The organism is Agrobacterium sp. DE0009, assembly GCF_007680755.1.
GTDB lineage: Bacteria > Pseudomonadota > Alphaproteobacteria > Rhizobiales > Rhizobiaceae > Agrobacterium > Agrobacterium tumefaciens_B.
Map to the genome: position 1 here is coordinate 228,214 of NZ_VEIU01000006.1, position 17,047 is coordinate 245,260.

The 17,047-nt window shown below is 57.7% G+C and carries 19 protein-coding genes, 1 tRNA gene and 1 pseudogene; 14 read left to right on the top strand and 7 right to left on the bottom strand.

Translation table 11 applies throughout. The features are described 5' to 3' along the window. Window positions 1–31: 31 nt before the first annotated feature. From FS804_RS19905 to FS804_RS19920, 4 genes are all read right to left on the bottom strand, one after another. Window positions 32–808 carry an ABC transporter permease gene (locus FS804_RS19905; protein WP_144578616.1) on the bottom strand — a complete coding sequence of 259 codons (777 nt, stop codon included), beginning with the start codon at window positions 806–808 and terminating at the stop codon, window positions 32–34. Then, on the bottom strand, window positions 795–1,562 hold the full coding sequence (locus FS804_RS19910) for an ABC transporter ATP-binding protein (RefSeq protein WP_186376928.1): 768 nt from the start codon (window positions 1,560–1,562) through the stop codon (window positions 795–797). The genes FS804_RS19905 and FS804_RS19910 overlap by 14 nt, the downstream gene beginning before the upstream one ends. Window positions 1,563–1,625: 63 nt before the next feature. After that, window positions 1,626–2,627, bottom strand: coding sequence for an ABC transporter substrate-binding protein (locus FS804_RS19915; RefSeq protein ID WP_186376920.1), 1,002 nt, complete (start codon window positions 2,625–2,627; stop codon window positions 1,626–1,628). Window positions 2,628–2,672: 45 nt separating this feature from the next. Beyond that, window positions 2,673–3,755, bottom strand: coding sequence for a 4-oxalomesaconate tautomerase (locus tag FS804_RS19920; protein ID WP_144578618.1), 1,083 nt, complete (start codon window positions 3,753–3,755; stop codon window positions 2,673–2,675). Window positions 3,756–3,862: 107 nt separating this feature from the next. Here FS804_RS19920 and FS804_RS19925 point away from each other — a divergent pair, with 107 nt between their 5' ends. From FS804_RS19925 to FS804_RS19980, 12 genes and pseudogenes are all read left to right on the top strand, one after another. After that, window positions 3,863–4,759, top strand: coding sequence for a LysR family transcriptional regulator (locus tag FS804_RS19925; protein WP_063947056.1), 897 nt, complete (start codon window positions 3,863–3,865; stop codon window positions 4,757–4,759). A 576-nt stretch (window positions 4,760–5,335) separates the two neighbouring features. Next, window positions 5,336–5,425: transfer RNA gene (locus FS804_RS19935), tRNA-Ser, on the top strand. 283 nt (window positions 5,426–5,708) lie between these two features. Continuing rightward, the gene (locus tag FS804_RS25400; protein WP_256366759.1) at window positions 5,709–5,843 is read left to right on the top strand and encodes a hypothetical protein; all 135 of its coding nucleotides are present in this window, start codon (window positions 5,709–5,711) and stop codon (window positions 5,841–5,843) included. 94 nt (window positions 5,844–5,937) lie between these two features. Next, window positions 5,938–6,126: pseudogene (locus tag FS804_RS25215) on the top strand (OsmC family protein); the annotation flags it as partial. 493 nt (window positions 6,127–6,619) lie between these two features. Then, window positions 6,620–7,198: a TetR/AcrR family transcriptional regulator gene (locus tag FS804_RS19945; protein ID WP_144578619.1), complete on the top strand. Its 579-nt coding sequence runs from the start codon at window positions 6,620–6,622 to the stop codon at window positions 7,196–7,198. A gap of 69 nt (window positions 7,199–7,267) precedes the next feature. Beyond that, window positions 7,268–7,999, top strand: a complete 732-nt coding sequence (locus FS804_RS19950) for an SDR family NAD(P)-dependent oxidoreductase (protein WP_144578620.1) — start codon at window positions 7,268–7,270, stop codon at window positions 7,997–7,999. Between the two features lie 10 nt (window positions 8,000–8,009). After that, a complete protein-coding gene (locus FS804_RS19955) occupies window positions 8,010–8,330 on the top strand; it encodes a hypothetical protein (RefSeq protein ID WP_186376921.1) in 321 nt (106 codons plus the stop codon). A gap of 475 nt (window positions 8,331–8,805) precedes the next feature. Beyond that, on the top strand, window positions 8,806–9,480 hold the full coding sequence (locus FS804_RS19960) for a response regulator transcription factor (protein WP_144578621.1): 675 nt from the start codon (window positions 8,806–8,808) through the stop codon (window positions 9,478–9,480). Continuing rightward, window positions 9,477–10,796: a HAMP domain-containing sensor histidine kinase gene (locus FS804_RS19965; RefSeq protein ID WP_144578622.1), complete on the top strand. Its 1,320-nt coding sequence runs from the start codon at window positions 9,477–9,479 to the stop codon at window positions 10,794–10,796. Before FS804_RS19960 ends, FS804_RS19965 begins: the two co-directional genes overlap by 4 nt. A gap of 40 nt (window positions 10,797–10,836) precedes the next feature. Continuing rightward, window positions 10,837–11,166, top strand: a complete 330-nt coding sequence (locus tag FS804_RS19970; RefSeq protein WP_144578623.1) for a hypothetical protein — start codon at window positions 10,837–10,839, stop codon at window positions 11,164–11,166. Window positions 11,167–11,508: 342 nt separating this feature from the next. Then, complete coding sequence (locus FS804_RS19975) at window positions 11,509–11,820, top strand: hypothetical protein (protein ID WP_144578624.1); 312 nt, start codon at window positions 11,509–11,511, stop codon at window positions 11,818–11,820. Beyond that, complete coding sequence (locus tag FS804_RS19980) at window positions 11,808–13,988, top strand: prolyl oligopeptidase family protein (protein ID WP_144578625.1); 2,181 nt, start codon at window positions 11,808–11,810, stop codon at window positions 13,986–13,988. The genes FS804_RS19975 and FS804_RS19980 overlap by 13 nt, the downstream gene beginning before the upstream one ends. Before the next feature lie 335 nt (window positions 13,989–14,323). Here FS804_RS19980 and FS804_RS19985 read toward each other — a convergent pair whose 3' ends face one another. Continuing rightward, entirely contained in the window at window positions 14,324–15,073 is a 750-nt protein-coding gene (locus FS804_RS19985) for an SDR family NAD(P)-dependent oxidoreductase (RefSeq protein ID WP_210244452.1), read from the bottom strand. Window positions 15,074–15,164: 91 nt separating this feature from the next. Between FS804_RS19985 and FS804_RS19990 the strand changes: the two genes are divergently transcribed. Next, a complete protein-coding gene (locus FS804_RS19990) occupies window positions 15,165–15,506 on the top strand; it encodes a helix-turn-helix domain-containing protein (RefSeq protein ID WP_144578627.1) in 342 nt (113 codons plus the stop codon). A 397-nt stretch (window positions 15,507–15,903) separates the two neighbouring features. On the opposite strand, the gene FS804_RS19995 is transcribed toward FS804_RS19990, so the two are convergent. Then, complete coding sequence (locus FS804_RS19995) at window positions 15,904–16,293, bottom strand: 2'-5' RNA ligase family protein (RefSeq protein WP_246665909.1); 390 nt, start codon at window positions 16,291–16,293, stop codon at window positions 15,904–15,906. Here FS804_RS19995 and FS804_RS25220 point away from each other — a divergent pair. Further along, a complete protein-coding gene (locus tag FS804_RS25220; protein WP_246665911.1) occupies window positions 16,267–16,620 on the top strand; it encodes a hypothetical protein in 354 nt (117 codons plus the stop codon). The genes FS804_RS19995 and FS804_RS25220 overlap by 27 nt on opposite strands. 82 nt (window positions 16,621–16,702) lie before the next feature. Here the strand turns inward: FS804_RS25220 and FS804_RS20000 are convergent. Further along, window positions 16,703–17,047: alpha/beta fold hydrolase (locus FS804_RS20000; protein ID WP_144578629.1), on the bottom strand; the 345-nt coding region annotated here is incomplete at its 5' end.

Genomic DNA, 17,047 nt, shown 5'->3' on the forward strand with positions numbered 1-17,047 from the left:
CCTGCATTGAAGCACCTTTATCCTGGTCCGGTCAGGCGGGCCGCTCCTCCCCCGCATTCGGTCTCCACGTAATCAGCTTCTTCTCTGCCACATCGAGAATGAGGTCGATGATAAGAACGAAGACCGCGAGGATGATGATGCCGGCGAAGACGCCGACGGCATCGAAGTTGCCTTCCGAGCGGGCAATCAGGTAGCCGAGGCCGGCGGAGGCTCCGAGATATTCACCGATGATCGCGCCAACCACCGCAAAGCCGACGGATGTGCGAAGCGATGACAGGATCCAGCTGGCCGCTGCCGGGAAATAGACGTGGCGCAGCAGATCCGAGCGCTTGGCGCCCAGAATATGCGTATTCGAAAGTACGACCGGGTTCACTTCGCGCACACCCTGCATGGCGTTGAAGAAGGTGACGAAGAAAACCAGCGTGACGGCAAGGGCAACTTTCGACCAAAGGCCAAGCCCGAGCCAGAGCACGAAGATCGGGGCTAGAACGACACGGGGAATAGCGTTCACGGCCTTGATGAACGGATCAAGCACACGGGCGACGAAGGGGCTGAGGCCGAGCCAGACGCCAGCACCGACGCCGAGACCGGTGCCGATGACATAGCCAAGCACCGTCTCGCTGAGCGTGATGCCGACGTGTTTATAAAACCCTGTGTCGGCGACCCAGGCGATGACCTGTTTGACAATATCATAGGGCGCCGGGAAGAAGAAGCGATCGATGGCGCCTGACGAAACACCGACCTGCCATCCGCCCAAGAGAACGACCAGGAGAACAACCTGGATGATACGAATATTAACGGCTTGCATAGCTTTTCTCCACTTCGCCACGCAGGGACGCCCAGATATCGCGGTAGAGCGTCATGAATTTAGGATCGAGTTTGATTTCGGCGACGTTGCGAGGCCGTTCGAGATCGACGGGGAAACTCTCGATAACGCGGCTCTTAGGGCCGGCGGCGAGGACGACGACGCGATCCCCGAGAGCAATTGCCTCTTCCAGATCGTGGGTGATCATCACCACCGCGCGCCGGTCTTCCTGCCAGAGCCGCAGCAATTCGTTCTGCATCAGGTGGCGCGTGTGAATGTCCAGGGCCGAGAAGGGCTCATCCATGAGGATAACCTTCGGCTCGGTGATCAGCGCCTGCGCCATCTGCACGCGTTTGCGCTGGCCGCCTGAGAGCTGGTGCGGGAAACGGTCGCCAAAACCTTTCAGTCCAACCTTTCCGAGCCAGGCCGTTACCTTGGCGCGACGTTCCTCTTCGGCGACGCCCCGGAATAGCAGCCCCAGTTCCACGTTCTGATATGCCGTCTTCCAGGGAAGAAGCGCATCCTGCTGGAATAGGTAGCCGATATTATTCTGCACGCCCTGAACGGTGGCACCATCGATAGAAACCGTGCCCTGTGCGGGCTTCAGCAGGCCGGCGATGGCGTTGAGGATGGTGGATTTTCCGCACCCGGTTGGACCGACGATGGAGAGAAACTCCCCATCGCCGACCTTGAGATTGACATTCTGGACGGCAACGAAGGCACCAAATGCCATCGTTACGTCATCGATTGCGACCATTGGCTGGGGTTTGAGTTCCGTCACGGGCTCTAGCTTTCTCACTGGCGAAGACATGGCAGATCCTCAGTTTCCGCCCTTCGAAGCCGCGGCCTCGACGAACTTGTTGGTGTAGGTGGTGTTGAGATCGATGGTCGCCTTGGCAACAGCGTCGTTGAAGCTTTTCAGAACCGCAAGCGGCGTTTCGAGGTCGGCAGGCTCGAACTTTCCGTCTTCGGAGAAGATCGCTTTCGCCGCTTCCACGGCCTTGATGTAGGTCTGCTTGTCGCCAGACACGAAATCATCGGGGAGCTTCGCGACGATTTCTTCCGCCGAATGCTGCTTCATCCAGTGCAGCGCGCGAACCGTCGCGTTGGTGACCTTCTGGATCACCTCGGGATTGGCATCGATGTAATACTGCGTCGCGTAGAGGACCGATGTTGGATAGATGCCACCATAGACGTCCTTTGCACCCTGATCACTGCGGGCATCGATGAGGATCTTGCCAAGTCCACGCTCCACAACGATGGTCGCGGCAGGGTCGTAGTTGACGAGCAGATCAATCTTGCCCTGCTGCAGGGCGGCCACGGCCGCGGCGCCCGAGCCGACACCGATGATGGAGATATCGTTGTCGCTGAGATTGTGCTGCTTGATGTAGTAGCGAATGAAGAAGTCCGACGAAGAACCGGGCGAAGTGATGCCCACTTTCTTGTCCTTGATCGTTTCAGGCTTGGCCGGGTCGAAATCGGTGTCGTTCTTACCGGCGAGAACCAGACCGGAATTGCGCGCCAGCTGCACGAAGCCAACAACGTGCTTGTTCTGCGACTGCATCTGGATCGTGTGGTCATAGAACCCGACGGCGACGTCGGTTGAGCCGGCCACGAGTGCCTGAAGCACCTTGGAGCCGCCCTGGGCGAAGTTCTCAGTGGTGACATCCAGCCCCTCTTCCTTGTAGAAGCCGAGGCTCGCCGCCACCGGGAAAGGCAGGTTATTGAGGTTATAGGAACCTACGCTCATCCTGACGGATTCGGCATTAGCAGATGCTGCCAGCGAACAGAGCGCTGCTGTTGCAAGCAAAAATTTACGCATGAGGGTCTCCTCCCTGTTTCATGTTTTGTCTCAATATGGCTGTATTTAAGCTGCGTCTTCAATTGCAGCGATGGGTTTGGCAAAGGCAAAGCCTTCGAAAAGTCTGCGTGCGGTTCTGACGAGGCCAGCCGTTATTGCGCCACTGCGCATTTCCAGCTGAACATCGAGCCGACCAGCCGGATGTTCGATACGGACGAGTGCGGGCACGGACAGTCCTCCAGCCACATCATAGGCAACAGACCCTGGCGTCACCGCGGCGGTCGCGATGCCGACAGCGCCTGTCGTCGCAAGGGCGGGATGGCAATCATTCGGCATGAAATATCGGACCGAGAGCGTGCCGCCTTTGCGCGCAGGCGCGATCAGCACCGGCTTTGGAATCACCATATCCGTCACGTCCCCCATGCCCATCAGCTTACCGGCTTCGACACGAATGCGGCTCATCCGCTCGATAAGATCGCGGTTGTCGGTAAGTGCCTGTGGTTGCTCATAACCGGTGACGCCAAGATCGATGGCGCGCATAAGCACCATCGGAATGGCGCAATCGATTGCCGTCACCGCCACGCCGTCGATCATGTCGACAGCATTGCCGGTCGGCAGCAACTTACCGGTTTTCGCACCGGCAGCATCCATGAACGTCAGCGCGATCGGCGCGGCAAGCCCCGGTACGCCATCGATCGAAGCGTCACCGAGATAAATCACCTCGCGGCCGCGTGTCGGGACTTTCGCCTCGATCAGCTTACCGGTGTTCACGTTGTGAATGCGCACCAGCGTGTCGTTGCCCTTGGCCTCGACAAGTCCCGCCTCGATTGCGAAGGGGCCGACAGCAGCCAGCATATTTCCGCAATTTGGGGAGTAATCGACATATTGCCGATCGGTGCGAACCTGCGCAAAAAGATAATCGATATCGGCGCCTTTGACCGTGGAGGGACCGATGATGGCCACTTTCGACGTTACCGGATTTCCACCACCAATGCCGTCGATCTGCAGGGGGTGGCCTGAACCCATGATGGAGAGCAGGGCCGCGTCCCGTTGAGCTTGATCACGGGGCAGATCGGAAGCGAGAAAGAACGGTCCACGCGATGTTCCGCCGCGCATCAGCACACAGGGTATCTTGAGCAGATCGTTCATAAGGGTAGCCTCAGTATTGCGTTAGGCGGATCAATGCGCCGAGTTGTTGCAATATGGGGAAAGAAGTGTAATCTGTTAAATGCAATGTTCGGAGGTATTATTGCAAAATGAGCATTAATTGCGAAATTCTCGACTTGCGGGCTTTTCAGGCGGTGGTTGAGCTCGAAAGCTTTCACCGAGCGGCTGACGCCTTGCATATTTCGCAGCCGGCGTTGACGCGCCGCATTCAAAAACTTGAGCAGGCGATCGGGGCACCGCTTCTGGAACGTACGACGCGCCATGTAGCTCCCACTGCCATGGGACAGGAAGTCATGCCGCTCGTTCGGCGTATGCTCGAGGAATTTGACGGATCGCTTTTTGCGATGAAGGACGGTGCGCAACGGCGCGGCCTTATCACCATGGCCTGCGTTCCCACGGCCGCCTTCTATTTTTTGCCAACGGTTATCAAGACGTTCAGCCAGCAATATCCGCATATCAGGCTGCGGATAAGAGACTTGACGGCGAATGAGGGCCTTCAGGCGGTCGCAAGAGGCGAAGTGGAATTTGGCATCAACCTGATGGGCAACTCGGACCCGGAGTTGTCATTCGAACCGCTGATCGATGATCCTTTCGTCCTTGCGATGCGGAAAGATCATCCGCTGGCGGCTTTTGAAACCATTGAGTGGAGCCAACTCGAGCCTCACCCGCTGGTCGTCGTCGACCGCTCCAGCGGCAACAGGACGCTACTCGACGGAGCCCTTGCGAGACACAATCTAAAGCTGAACTGGTTCTACGAAGTCACGCACCTGAACACGTCGCTCGGGCTCGTCGAAGCCGGGCTCGGGATTTCGGTCCTGCCGCGACTGGCAACACCACAGGACGATCACCCTTTTTTGATCACGCGACCGATCGTCAACCCTGTAGTCTCGCGCACGATCGGTATCGTCCAAAGGCGAAGCGGCGCCCTTTCGCCCGCCGCCGAAAAATTCGTAACGATGCTGCTGGAAACCTGGAAAACGCAGTGATGAGCAGATATTCGGACGGAAACCATACTAATCTGACTGGGCACCGACGCCCGATACCGCCGCGACCGAAGCCTTGATCGCCGATGCATGTGCCGGTGTCCTCGCCCTGGAGAGAAACACGATATCGGCAGGCGGCAAAGCCGGCAGCCCCTAACTCCCCGCCCCTATCAGGCAAACCACGGACGCTGATAGCGCCCAGAAGGGCGACGCCCGCTCCCGCAAACATTCAGTCATGAACCGCCGAACAGCTACCGGGGGTAAACGCATCGCTGCTCTCTCGTTCAACGAACTATAGCTTGGCGATCAAGGTGATGGATATCAGCAATTCGGTGGGAAGACGCTGGCCGAAGCAAATGTGAACTCTCTTGCCTCAACTTCAGCGGCTCTGAAACGGCTACGAACGGGATGACCCAAGGCTAGCTCAACCGCGTTAGTCGCCTCAAAATGCGCAACAATGACTTTCAATTTCTTCGCCTCAGTCATAACCAACAAATTGTGACACAAAGACGAAATTCCCCTTGTCAGCCCCGCCATTGATGTTTATGAGGAGCGCGCAACGCAAGCGTTCGCGCATGCGGAGAGGTGGCAGAGTGGTCGAATGCACCGCACTCGAAATGCGGCATACCTGCAAGGGTATCGTGGGTTCGAATCCCACCCTCTCCGCCATAATGCACTGATCCATTATTGAAATGTTAGAAATTTTGGGCGACGGGCGTTGATGCCGTCCAAAGGCAGTATCAACCTTCAGTCCATCGCACGTTCGGCATTCTACTGGCTGACAAAATAGAAAAGTCCCGAGTCCTATTACGGAAAAAGAACGACTAATAAAAAAATAAATCTCTAATTTGACGAATGAAAGCAATTGGATCTGGATTAGTCTGCCGGGGTTCTTGGGTTCGAATATCATCAAGAGATCGTAGAGGCCGGCCCGAGAGCCTACGACGGCTCAATGATCGCCGTCAGCCATGACCGTGTCTTTCCGGAGGGGTCGGTATCAGCCGGCAGTTTGATCTGCGCGAACAAAGCCGAACATGAAAATGGCCGCGCTTTTTCAAACGCGGCCGCCTGTGAAATCAACGGTTGAAACACTTTATCGCGAGAGAGCCTTTGCAGCCTCATCTATGACGTTGGCGACCTTCTCCGGCTGAGAGGCGAAAACGGCGTGGCTTGCAGCAATCTGCTTTATCGGCGCCATGACCCGAGCTGCTGCAAAGCGGCAGTTGCGTCTTCCCGCGGACACCACCGTCGATGCAGAAGTGGATCTCGGAACGAAAGAGGGCGAATTCTTCCTTTAGGCCCGTCTGAACGTCAGCCTGCCGGGCATGGACCGGGAAACCGCGCGAGCTATCATCCATGACGCACATTAGATCTGCCCCTATTCGAAGGCGACGCGGGGGAATATCAATGTCGAACTCCGCGTGATCTAGGAGCATCGACATGCGGGTTCTCTTCGTTCTGCTCATGAGCGCGTCGCTATTTGCAGCCCCTTGCGTTTATGACCCAACATCGAGTGAACCTTCGGCGCTCGCCGGGTTTGTCGGCGTGATGACCAAGGGCTGAACGATAGTGAGGTACGGTCTGCTGGCCGTTCCACCTCACTCTTGAATGGCTCTTATAGCGAGCGGTTGGAAGCGCTTGTCGGCAGAGATGTTTTGGTCGCTCAACTATTGAAGGATCGGAGTCGCTGGCGCCCATCCGCGTAGCTATTCATCGCCGTGTTAATTTGCAGTGTCTCATCGAACCCGCTTGATGATTATCGACGCCTTCGAACTCAAGTTCCTGCAACCGCAGGCCCCGGCGTCTCTACCTCGGGTTCTAAATGTTATTGACTGACCTGTCCATAATTGATAGATCGCTTGCATGGCAAGACCGAGAGAATTCGACCGCGATGCGGCACTGGAAAAAGCGTTAAGGGTGTTCTGGGCGAAAGGTTTCGCGGCGACGTCCACGGATGATCTGCGAGAAGCGATGGGAATAGGCCGCCAGAGTCTCTACGGCGCGTTTGGCGACAAGCGAAAGCTATATCTTGAGGCGCTGGATGCGTACCAGAAGAGAACGACCTCCGCACATCTCAAGCGGCTGTCCGCCGGTAACCCGATCGAAGGTATCAAGAACTTGCTGTCCGGTCTTGTCGCCGAAGAAGATGAAGAGCGAGCGCTTGGATGCATGGGCGTTGGATCGGTTGGCGAGTTTGGCGTGACGGATGCCGAGCTCAATGAACGGAGAAATGTCTTTGGTGAGCTGCTTTCCCGAGAAATCACGGCGAGAATTCGGGAAGGGCAGCAACAGGGAAGTATAGCCCCGAAACTCGATCCAGGCGAGGCCGCAGCATTCGTGCTGGTGACGATGAGCGGTCTCCAAGTTGCAGCACGCGGCGGAGCATCGAGCACGCACCTCAAAGCGATGGCCCGCTTCGCGACGGAGCGGCTCAAGAACTAAAGGCCTGCCCCACAGGGCGGGTTTTTACTTTTCTAATTATGGACTAATCTGTCAAAAATGGAGATAATCATGACGATCAATCAACGAAAGACCGCACTTGTATTTGGAGGCGCACGTGGCATTGGCGCGGCGTCCGTACGCAGGTTAGCCAAGGACGGCTTCGACGTTGCGTTCACCTACGTGTCGCGAGCCGACAGAGCCTCCGAGCTGGCTTCCTCGATCCAGGCGGCAGGACGCAAGGTCCTCGCAATTCAAGCTGACAGTGCTAATCCCGACGCGATCAGCGAGGCCGTCCGCACCGCGGTGGATGAACTCGGCCCACTTGATGTCGTCGTAGTGAACGCCGGCATCCTGCGCATCAATACGGTGGACGCGGTTGCTCTCGAAGAACTCGACCTCATGATCGACGTCAATATCCGCGGTGTCTTCCTTGCGATCCAAGCCGCGGTTGCACAGATGAAGGCCGGCGGCCGAGTGGTCACGATCGGTTCCAATACGGCTGAGAGAACTGGCTTCCAGGGCAGCAGCGTCTATCAGTTCACGAAGGCCGCGGTCGCGGCCATGGTAAAGGGACTGGCGCTCGATCTCGCTCCGAGACAAATCACCGTCAACAACGTTCAGCCCGGACCGACGAATACGGATATGAACACCGGGTCGATCGAATTTCTCACCGACCGCAGTCCGTTAAAAAGAGTCGCCGATCCCGCAGAGATCGCCGAACTTGTGTCATATCTCGCCGGTCCGGGATCTTCCTACATGACCGGGTCAAGCCTGACGATCGATGGAGGATGGGTGCTTTAATCCTTCTCATGTGGACGAGTTCGACACGCATTTTTTTAAAGCAGCCGTCATTGTTTGGCGGTTGCAGGGCAAGCCATCGGCAAAAGCGGCGGTGCACCCGATGAAGCCCGATCCGGCGCTTTGGCCCCCGGCCGACTTCGACGCCGATGGCTTTCGCCCACCCTGTGCGTGGTATTTGAACGACGCGGCCAATATCGCCTATGCCCGCCGCGCGCCGAGCGGCGGTCAAATCTTAAAGCCCGTGATGTTCTTGAATGGCGAGTACGATCAGATCAACACCATCAACGGCAATCGCTATGGCGACCGATGCGCGCGGCCTACACGGACCTGACGATTGTAAACCTGCTCGGAGCACATTGGCTGCCGCTGGAGCGCAAGCGGGAACTTGTCCAGGCAATGCGAACGTGGCTGCAGGACAAGAACCTGTCTGCAACGCGACCGTGAGTTTGGACACGTGTATTTGCCAGAGCATCCAAATCACGGCCACTGATATCGCCGAAGCTGTTTGCTGAATTGTCAGGCGTGGCGCTCATGGTCCGGGGCTTACTTACCTAAGAAAGAGGGATCCTCGCAGGGGACCGCGTCACAGGATTGACGCTTCTAAGGAGAAACTAACTCGGCGGACTGCTTAACGGCGTAAGCCTAAAACACCGAGGAATCTGTGCAAAGATGTCGTTCACGATCATCAATTGCGTCACGCCAGGATTTTGCAATGTTGCGCCAATAAGAACAAGGTAGGGCAAACGGTTTATGTCAGAAATTGGCAGGATCCAATCCGGCACCGATGGCGATGCGAGGTGTGATCGTTGAGAGTATTAATTGTCGAAGACGAAACAGAATTCGCAAATGCCTTGCGGGTTGCGCTTGAGCGAGAGCGCTTCGTTGTCGATCAGGCGGACTGCATCTCGATGGCGCAGGAGGCAGGCATGTCCGGATCCTATGATCTTGTCTTGCTTGATCGTACTCTCCCGGATGGGGATGGGTTATCGCTCCTGCCAGTACTGCGGGAAACCCACCCCGGCCTTCCGGTGATCGTGTTAAGCGCACGCGGCGAGGTGACAGACCGCATTGCCGGCCTCGACAACGGCGCTGATGATTATCTTATCAAGCCGTTCGAGGTCGACGAGATGTTTGCCCGCATCCGCGCAGTTCGAAGGCGTCCCGCAGATCTTGCGAGCGAGGAAATCCATGTCGGAGCGCTTGTTTTCGACGTCACGAATGATGAGGCCAGCGTCGGGGGTGTGAGGCTGGATCTTACCCGCCGGGAGTTGTGCGTTTTAGCATCGCTCGTAAAACGTCGTGGTAGAACGGTATTGAGAGAGGCCTTGGAACAGGCGGTTTTCGGTTTCGACGACGAGGTGCAGTCGAATACGCTGGACTCCCACATCTCGCGTCTCCGCCGCAAGCTCGCTGAAGCGAAAGCTGGGATCGAAATCCATGCGATCAAGGGTGTCGGCTACCTGTTGAAGGATCTGACATGAAGCAAGGTCAGCCGTCGCTAAAGCGCCCCCTGATCGTCAAGCCGCTGATCTTCCAGCTTGCGACACTGCTCATCGCTTGCACATTCTTCATGGCTCTGGCGCTTCGCATGGACAGCGGCGGGCTCTATACCGACGAGGCGATCACCCCGGTGATCGCGCGCGCAATCGTCCGGGATCAGGGTGGTGGGCTCTCGATCCGCGAAACAGCCGAGCTCGCCGAGCTTCGTGATAAATCTCCCGACCTCTGGTTCGTTGCCGAGGACGATATCGGCGGGAACGTGACGTTCGGCGACATACCATCGCAATATTCATCGCTTCTGGGCCAATTGAAGGATCTGTCCTATGCGCATCTGCGCGATCGCAATCCCCCCTATCGATTGTCGGCGGTCATACGGCGCGAGATCGCTCCGGCCGGAACGCTGACGATCCTTGGCCATGGCAAGCTGACAGGCGTCAGTCTCGTCGTTCTGCTCGCGTCGAATGTCATTGTCATTCCCATCTTCCTCGCACTCGCGCTGATCTCGCTGTTCGTGACGCCTTGGATCGTGCGGCAAGCACTTGCCGGCGTATCCAGGATCGCCAGGGAAGCTGAGCAGATCGATGCAAACCGGCGTGGGCGACGCCTGAGCGAGGAGCACGTGCCGAGTGAGATCGCGCCATTGGTGCGCGCGGTGAATGACGCCCTTCGACGGCTTGACGAGGGCTATGAACGGCAGCGGCGTTTCATCGCCTCCGCCGCGCACGAATTGCGCACGCCCATCGCCATCCTGCGCTTGAAAATGGATACGGCGAGCGAGCCAGCGACGCGCAAGCTAAGCGCCGATGTGGCACGCCTGAGCAATCTTGCCGAGCAAATGCTTGACATACAGCGCTTGGATGCCGAACGGGCCGACGAACGCGTTGATCTAGGAGCTCTCGCCCGTCGCGTCGCCGCGGATCTGGCACCGCTATTGATTGCCTCGGTGCGCACGATAGAGGTGCAGATCGAAGGCGCGTCAGTGCTTCGTGGTGACGCGGGTGCGATCGAGCGGGTAATGACGAACCTTGTCCAGAACGCGATTGAGCACGGCGGGCACCATGTCATTTTGCGCGTGACAGGTTCCGGCTTCGAGGTTCAGGACGACGGTCCGGGCATACCCCCTGAGGAGCGCGATCGCGTCTTCGAACCATTCCACCGCCTGAGACCACGGTCTACGGGCAGCGGCCTCGGCCTGAACCTTGTGCAGCAAATCATTGAGCGACACGATGGCAGAGTTTCGATCCTGAGCGCGCCCGGCGGCGGAACCATTATGCGCGCCGAATTCGGCTTGCAGTGACACATTTTCAACGCTGCATACCAGACGTTATGGAGAACCTATGGACGAGAAGACGTGCACCTTGCCAACGCCCGAGCAACGGGAGTTTCTCGAAATCCGAGAAGCTGCAGAGCAAACGATGCTGGAGACCGTTTTTAAAGCAATCGATGAGGCGGCGGCCGAAGTTTCGGAAAGACTCGAACAGTCGGGTCTTCAGTTCGAGCCAACCAGCAAAGACTATTTCCTGTTCACGGTTCAGCAAGTTGCCTTCATCCGCCTCTGCGGCGGCGATCCGCGTACGATGCAAGGCGGTGATCCGGAGCTGGGGCAACGGATCGTCAACAATGGCCAGCATATCATCGACCACTACTGGCGAAGCGGCAAGGACTAGAGTCCTCAGCCGGTTGCGGACACTTTAACACTGGCAGATTTGCATGTCTTTGCGCTGACATGAGCTTCTCTGGCGCGTCTAATTCCTCCTGCCCACCCCAACGATCCTGGATTTAGAGGTCTCGGAATTGGATCATTTAGCGCGCGACAGCCACGCTCGGCCGCCAGTGCGGCTGATCGCTGCAGGATCGTACGGTGGGAAGCTTTCCAGCAAGCATTTTATTTCCCGGTCCCATGTTCTCGCAATCTTGCCCTGTTTTTCTAGCGCCGTCGCCAATGACGGCGCTGAAAGGAGACCAAGGACATGATAAGACACAGCCCTACCAGTCGGCATAGAGCTATCTTGATCGCACTCGCCACGCTTCTGAGCGCTGGGATCACGGACACCGCATCCGCTATCGATTGGGGACGCGAAGCGCACCGGGAGGATAGTAGAACCTGCGAAAGTTTCGGCGCGGTTCACGGCAGGGAATACACAAGATGTATGATTGAACAGCAGCGCCGCCGCGACGATGCTTTACTCAATGCTTCCGAGCAGCAGCGCAACAACGCCGAAGCTGCGCGCAACAATGTGGAGACCGTCCGCAGGATGCGCTGCAACCGTGAAGCAGAGCGGGCGCGCCAACGCGGGGAGCGGCCACAATGGTGCCGTTGATCTCCCGGCGACGCTTCGGCAAAGCAATCTGCGCGCTCGCTGTTATGGCGGGCACGCAGAGAACTGGTTCGGCGGCAGAAGACAAGGCGAGCGTTCCTTCGCCGCATCCTGATGCCAAACTGATCGTTTATCCCCAGACAAAGCGCGATACGGTCGTCGAGACGCAGTTCGGTGTGTCGGTGCCTGATCCTTATCGGTGGCTCGAGGGCGAGCCGCGCATCGACACGGAGGTCGCTTCCTGGATCGACACGCAGCGGCGCTTCACGACGCAGCATCTTTCCCACCTTCCTGCACGCGACGTGTTCCGCCGTTCGCTCGTCTCGACCTTTGACTATGAACGCGTCGGCATCCCACAGAGGAGCGGGGGCCGCTATTTCTTTACGCGGAGAGCCGGGGGGCAGAACCAGCCCCTGCTGGTCATGCGTGATGATGCCGGCCAAGAGCGCATTCTGCTTGATCCCGCGACATGGTCGCCGGATGGCACCGTCACGTTCGCAGAATGGAGAGCATCGCGGGACGGGAAACGCGTAGCTTATGCCGTTCAGGACGGTGGCAGCGACTGGCGCACCATCCGCGTCCTCGATGTGGCGACCGGCAAGGAGACGAGCGACGTTGTGCAATGGGCTCGCATGACGCAGATCGCATGGGCAAATGACGGATCGGGATTTTATTACTCGCGATACCCGGAGCCAAAGCTCGAAGTTTCGGACACCACCGGCCTTATCAACCATGCGATCTACTTCCATCGGATCGGTACGCCCCAGGCGGACGATACGCTGTTCTTCGCAACGCCGTCGAAACCCGCAAGGGTAAATTCCGCTGGGCTCACCCCCGACGGCCGTTACATGATCATCTATTCGACCGACGACCTGGTCCATGCAGATGTCTCGGTGGTCGACCTGGAGCAGAGGGATCAATCACCTCGAACTCTGATTGAAAATTCGCCTGATCGGTGGTCTGTCATCGGCAATGTCGGGACAAGACTTCTGCTGAAGGCCACCAAGGGACCAGAGAGATCGAAGATCGTCAGCGTGGATCTCGCCGGTTCGGAGCCCGTCTTCATCGACGTCGTGCCTGAGCAGGACGCGCACTTGACCGGCGCATACATCGCTGGCGATCGGATCTTGGCGATCTACTTCATCGATGTAAAATTCGAGATGCGTCGGCTCCGGCTCGATGGAAGTTCCGACGGTGTTGTGAAACTGCCCGGCATGGGTAGCGTGCACGCTGTTTCTGGCGAACCGGGCAATCGAGAAGCCTTCATCCTCTATGGCAGCTTCAACCAGGCAGAGACGGTCTACAAATACGACGTTGAGACCGGACAGCTGGTTGCCTGGGTAGAGCCTGCGATCGGCGCGGATCTGGCGTCGGTCACTGTCGAACAGCGCTTCTTCCGTTCAAAGGATGGCACGCGCGTGCCGATGTTCATCGCGCGCCGGAAGGACACGGTCGGCCCAGTCCCGACCCTTCTGACCGGGTACGGCGCATTTGGGCTCATGATGCCACCGGCTTATTCCGCGATGCTGACGCCATGGATATTGCAGGGCGGCGCGGTCGCTTTCGCCAACATACGTGGCGGCGGCGAATACGGCACGACGTGGCACGAGGCAGGACGCGGCCTGAAGAAACAAAACGGCTTTGATGATATGATCGCCGCAGCCGAATATCTGCACGCGAGCAAGATTGCGCCGCCAAATGGGATTGCGATCTACGGCGATTCCGCCGGCGGCCTGATGGTCGGTGCGGTCGTCAACCAGCGTCCGGACCTGTTTGGGGCGGCTCTGCCAAGCGTCGGCGTCATGGATATGCTGCGCTTCGACAAGTTCACCGGCGGCGCGTTATGGCTCGGCGAATACGGCAATCCTGCCCGCGAGGAGGACTTCCGCAATCTGGTGTCGTACTCGCCGTATCACAACGTCAAGCCGGGCAGGCACTATCCGGCGATCCTGGTAACGACGGGTGAAGCGGATAATCGCGTGGTGCCGGCCCATAGCTTCAAATACATCGCCGCGCTGCAGGCCCTTGATCTCGGGCCGCGCCCACGGCTACTGCGGGTCGACACCGGGGCGGGCCACGGCATGGGCAAGCCGACCACCAAGGTGATTGAGGAGGCAGCCGACATGCTGGCGTTTGCAGCTCATTGGACGGGTCTCATAATAAGAAGGTAAGGACTGGCCCTAATACAGCATTGATGTGTCCGCGCTTACACGCCCCGGGGTAGAGCAATCAGCTCAAGCACGGCTGCACGAGGTGGGTGTTCCTTCCTGAATCGGGTGCAAGCTGATGAGAGATCTGCGGTCCCTCGACATTTGCTTCGGGAACACGGCGGCTGACAAATCACCGCTGAGGGTCCGATACGGCTAGCAATCAAAAGTGCGAAGTTTACGTGCCCTCAACTGCTTCCGCCGCTTGCGGCCAATGCAATTTCAAACGACGGGATTTTAGCTATCCGATTCTTTCCCCGGAGGGCCCCCAGGCAATCACGCTTGGGGGCTTCCAGATCCTAAACCTGCGCTGCGCCACCGTCAGCAAAGACTTCGCTGCCTGTCATAAAGCTGCTATCTTCTGAAGCAAGAAAGAGGGCGACAGCCGCAATCTCTTCGGGATTTGCGACCCTGCCGAGCGGAATCTGTGCAGCTAGACCTTGAAGCAGCGCAGACTCCTCTGCAGGTGTTACCAGACCCTTCAGACCAGGTGTCTCCGTGGCGCCGGGCGATAGCACATTGACCCGGATACCCGACCCCTTAAGATCTAAGGCCCAGCTGCGGGCAAAGTTGCGGATTGCTGCCTTTGTGGCGCTATAGACGCTGAACGCTGCAGTTCCCATGGAGCCGGTTGTCGATCCGGTTAAGATGATCGATCCGCCCCTCTGCATAAGCGGAAGTGCTTTCTGCACGGTGAACAACGTACCTTTGACGTTGACGTTGAATGTCTGATCGAAAGACGCCTCGTCGATCGCACCGAGCGGGGCGAATGTGCCTAAACCTGCATTCGCGAAGAGGATGTCAATTCGCCCGCTCTTCTCCCGCACCGTTTCGAACAACCGGTCGAGATCGTCCAGCCGCGACACGTCCCCTTGTACCGCCGTCACTCCACCGCCAATAGCTTCAACCGCCCTGTCGAGTTCCTCTTGACGGCGGCCGGTGATGAATACTTCGGCGCCCTCCGCAACGAACCGCTTCGCTGTCGCCAGACCGATCCCACTGTTTCCGCCTGTGATGACGGCAATATTGCCTTGAAGTCTGCCCATCAAAGTTACCTTTCAGAATGTCGTATGAAAACAAGATAGACATCCGCTTTCATTATTGCCAGTATGCACCTTTTGGTAAGTAAGGAGTTTCGTGATGGTTACGTCCAATTTCGTCTGCGGGCTCGACGCCTCACTCGCTGTCATTGGCGGAAAATGGAAGCCGTTGATCCTGTTTCACCTCGCTCACGAAGCTCGACGTTACGGCGACCTCAGGCGCGCTGTCGGTAACGTCAGCGACAAGATGCTCATCCAGCAACTGAAAGAACTAGAGGCCGACGGGATGGTCGATCGGCACGACTTCAAGGAAATCCCCCCGAAAGTGGAATACTCACTTACGCCGTTCGGCGAGACGCTCGCCGAGGCGCTGAAGCCACTTTGTGCCTGGGGAACGCAGCACATGACGGAGGTCGGGAAACTGATGTCGCAGCGAACCTAAGGTGTTGAAGCTTGGCGACCAATGCGGCGCAGTTGCGGTTACTGGTTGATCTGGTCGTGGAACAGATCAAACGTGGAATCGATCTACATGGCAACTCAAGGCTTAGAGGCAGAGGATTGGGAGATGCGTCTGCCGCCCGGCGGCGAAAAGCCAATGTGCCCATCGGCGTCAGATGTTGACGCGAAAGTCGTGAAGCTTACCTGATCAGCGTTTGCGTTGTCAGATTGATCGAGAGGCCCTCTTCGCCTTTATCGAGGCGGACAATCTCTTAGCCGAATTTTCTCCCACGCAAGCGGTTCCGCGGCAGGATTTTCTTTGTGGCTCGTGTTCGTAACGGAACGCACAGCAAATCTGGAAATCTTGCCAGCCAAATATTTCTCGGTTCGATCCAAGTGAGCTACTCTACGAGCGGCACGGTAGCTTGGCTTGCCCAAGGGCCGCCGAGATACCGCCAAAGATCGAGCCCCACGATCTTGATGTCGTGCGGACAAAAACTGTCCGTAAGTTCACGATGGAGCCTGTTTGCTTGGGCAACGGGGGCTTTGTTTTGAACCGTAATATGCGGCCGCCAGGTCCGCATGTCCTGCGACCCCAACCAATGAACAAAATCAGCGCGCAGGGCATTGCGAATCGCGTTCAGGTCAGGACTGTCAATCGCGAAAGCAACACCGGCCCCTAGATGACAGATGCCGCTAATGCGGGCGGAAATTGCGCGCGTCTTCTTCGCAACGGACTGAAGGCTTTCTACGATCCTCTCGACATGTTCGCCCGGCAGCCGGTGAAACATCGTCAGATGCGCCCGCAGAAAATTCCTCTCTGGCGGAAAATGTTTCTGGCGAAGCAGGTCGAATGGAACAAGGTCATCCTCCGCAATCCGGGCTGTGAGTATCATTGGATAGCATGTCTTCATATCGGCGGCCCGGCCTCGTCAGGAAAAGCGGAAGCAGTCAGAAAAGCATCTGCTGGATGGGAACGGCTGCAGTGGATGGCTCAGTTTCTCCTCTCCGCAAAGCTCCGTCTGTGCGCTGAAGCGAATATCCGCGTCGCGGTCGCTCGGCGCAACCGCCTGCGTTCACAGACACCCCCCTTTCCGGGCGTTGATGAAACAACGTGACGCCGCCACTGCGACATCGAAGGCTACTGACAGGTGATGCTTCCCGCAACCACTTTGGCAGTTGCGGGAAGCAAGCGGTGTTTCACTTCGCGATATTGCGGTCGAGGAAGCTCCGGATCAACGGCGCCATCTCATCCAGTTTGTCTTCAAGCGCAAAATGTCCCGTGTCGATGAGATGGAGCTCAGCTTCAGGAAGATCGCGCAGATACGGATGCGCGCCTTCTTCCGGGAAGATCTGGTCATTTTTGCCCCAGACGATCAGCGTCGGCGGCTTGCGGTCGCGGAAGAAGGCCTGGAACTGCGGATAGAGCGGCAGGTTGGTGCGGTAGTCGTAGAACAGATCGAGCTGGATATCCTTGTTGCCCGGCCGGTCGAGCAGCGCCTGGTCGTGGACCCAGTTGTCGGGGCTGATGCGGGTCAGGTCCTT

Coding starts and splice junctions, on each gene's coding strand:
- FS804_RS19995 (WP_246665909.1), bottom strand. CDS start 16,293: ATGTTTCACCGGCTGCCGGGCGAACATGTCGAGAGGATCGTAGAAAGC.
- FS804_RS25220 (WP_246665911.1), top strand. CDS start 16,267: ATGTTCGCCCGGCAGCCGGTGAAACATCGTCAGATGCGCCCGCAGAAA.
- FS804_RS19905 (WP_144578616.1), bottom strand. CDS start 808: ATGCAAGCCGTTAATATTCGTATCATCCAGGTTGTTCTCCTGGTCGTT.
- FS804_RS19965 (WP_144578622.1), top strand. CDS start 9,477: ATGAAGCAAGGTCAGCCGTCGCTAAAGCGCCCCCTGATCGTCAAGCCG.
- FS804_RS25400 (WP_256366759.1), top strand. CDS start 5,709: ATGATCGCCGTCAGCCATGACCGTGTCTTTCCGGAGGGGTCGGTATCA.
- FS804_RS19945 (WP_144578619.1), top strand. CDS start 6,620: ATGGCAAGACCGAGAGAATTCGACCGCGATGCGGCACTGGAAAAAGCG.
- FS804_RS19925 (WP_063947056.1), top strand. CDS start 3,863: ATGAGCATTAATTGCGAAATTCTCGACTTGCGGGCTTTTCAGGCGGTG.
- FS804_RS19980 (WP_144578625.1), top strand. CDS start 11,808: ATGGTGCCGTTGATCTCCCGGCGACGCTTCGGCAAAGCAATCTGCGCG.
- FS804_RS19990 (WP_144578627.1), top strand. CDS start 15,165: ATGGTTACGTCCAATTTCGTCTGCGGGCTCGACGCCTCACTCGCTGTC.
- FS804_RS19950 (WP_144578620.1), top strand. CDS start 7,268: ATGACGATCAATCAACGAAAGACCGCACTTGTATTTGGAGGCGCACGT.
- FS804_RS19920 (WP_144578618.1), bottom strand. CDS start 3,755: ATGAACGATCTGCTCAAGATACCCTGTGTGCTGATGCGCGGCGGAACA.
- FS804_RS19915 (WP_186376920.1), bottom strand. CDS start 2,627: ATGCGTAAATTTTTGCTTGCAACAGCAGCGCTCTGTTCGCTGGCAGCA.
- FS804_RS19910 (WP_186376928.1), bottom strand. CDS start 1,562: ATGGTCGCAATCGATGACGTAACGATGGCATTTGGTGCCTTCGTTGCC.
- FS804_RS19970 (WP_144578623.1), top strand. CDS start 10,837: ATGGACGAGAAGACGTGCACCTTGCCAACGCCCGAGCAACGGGAGTTT.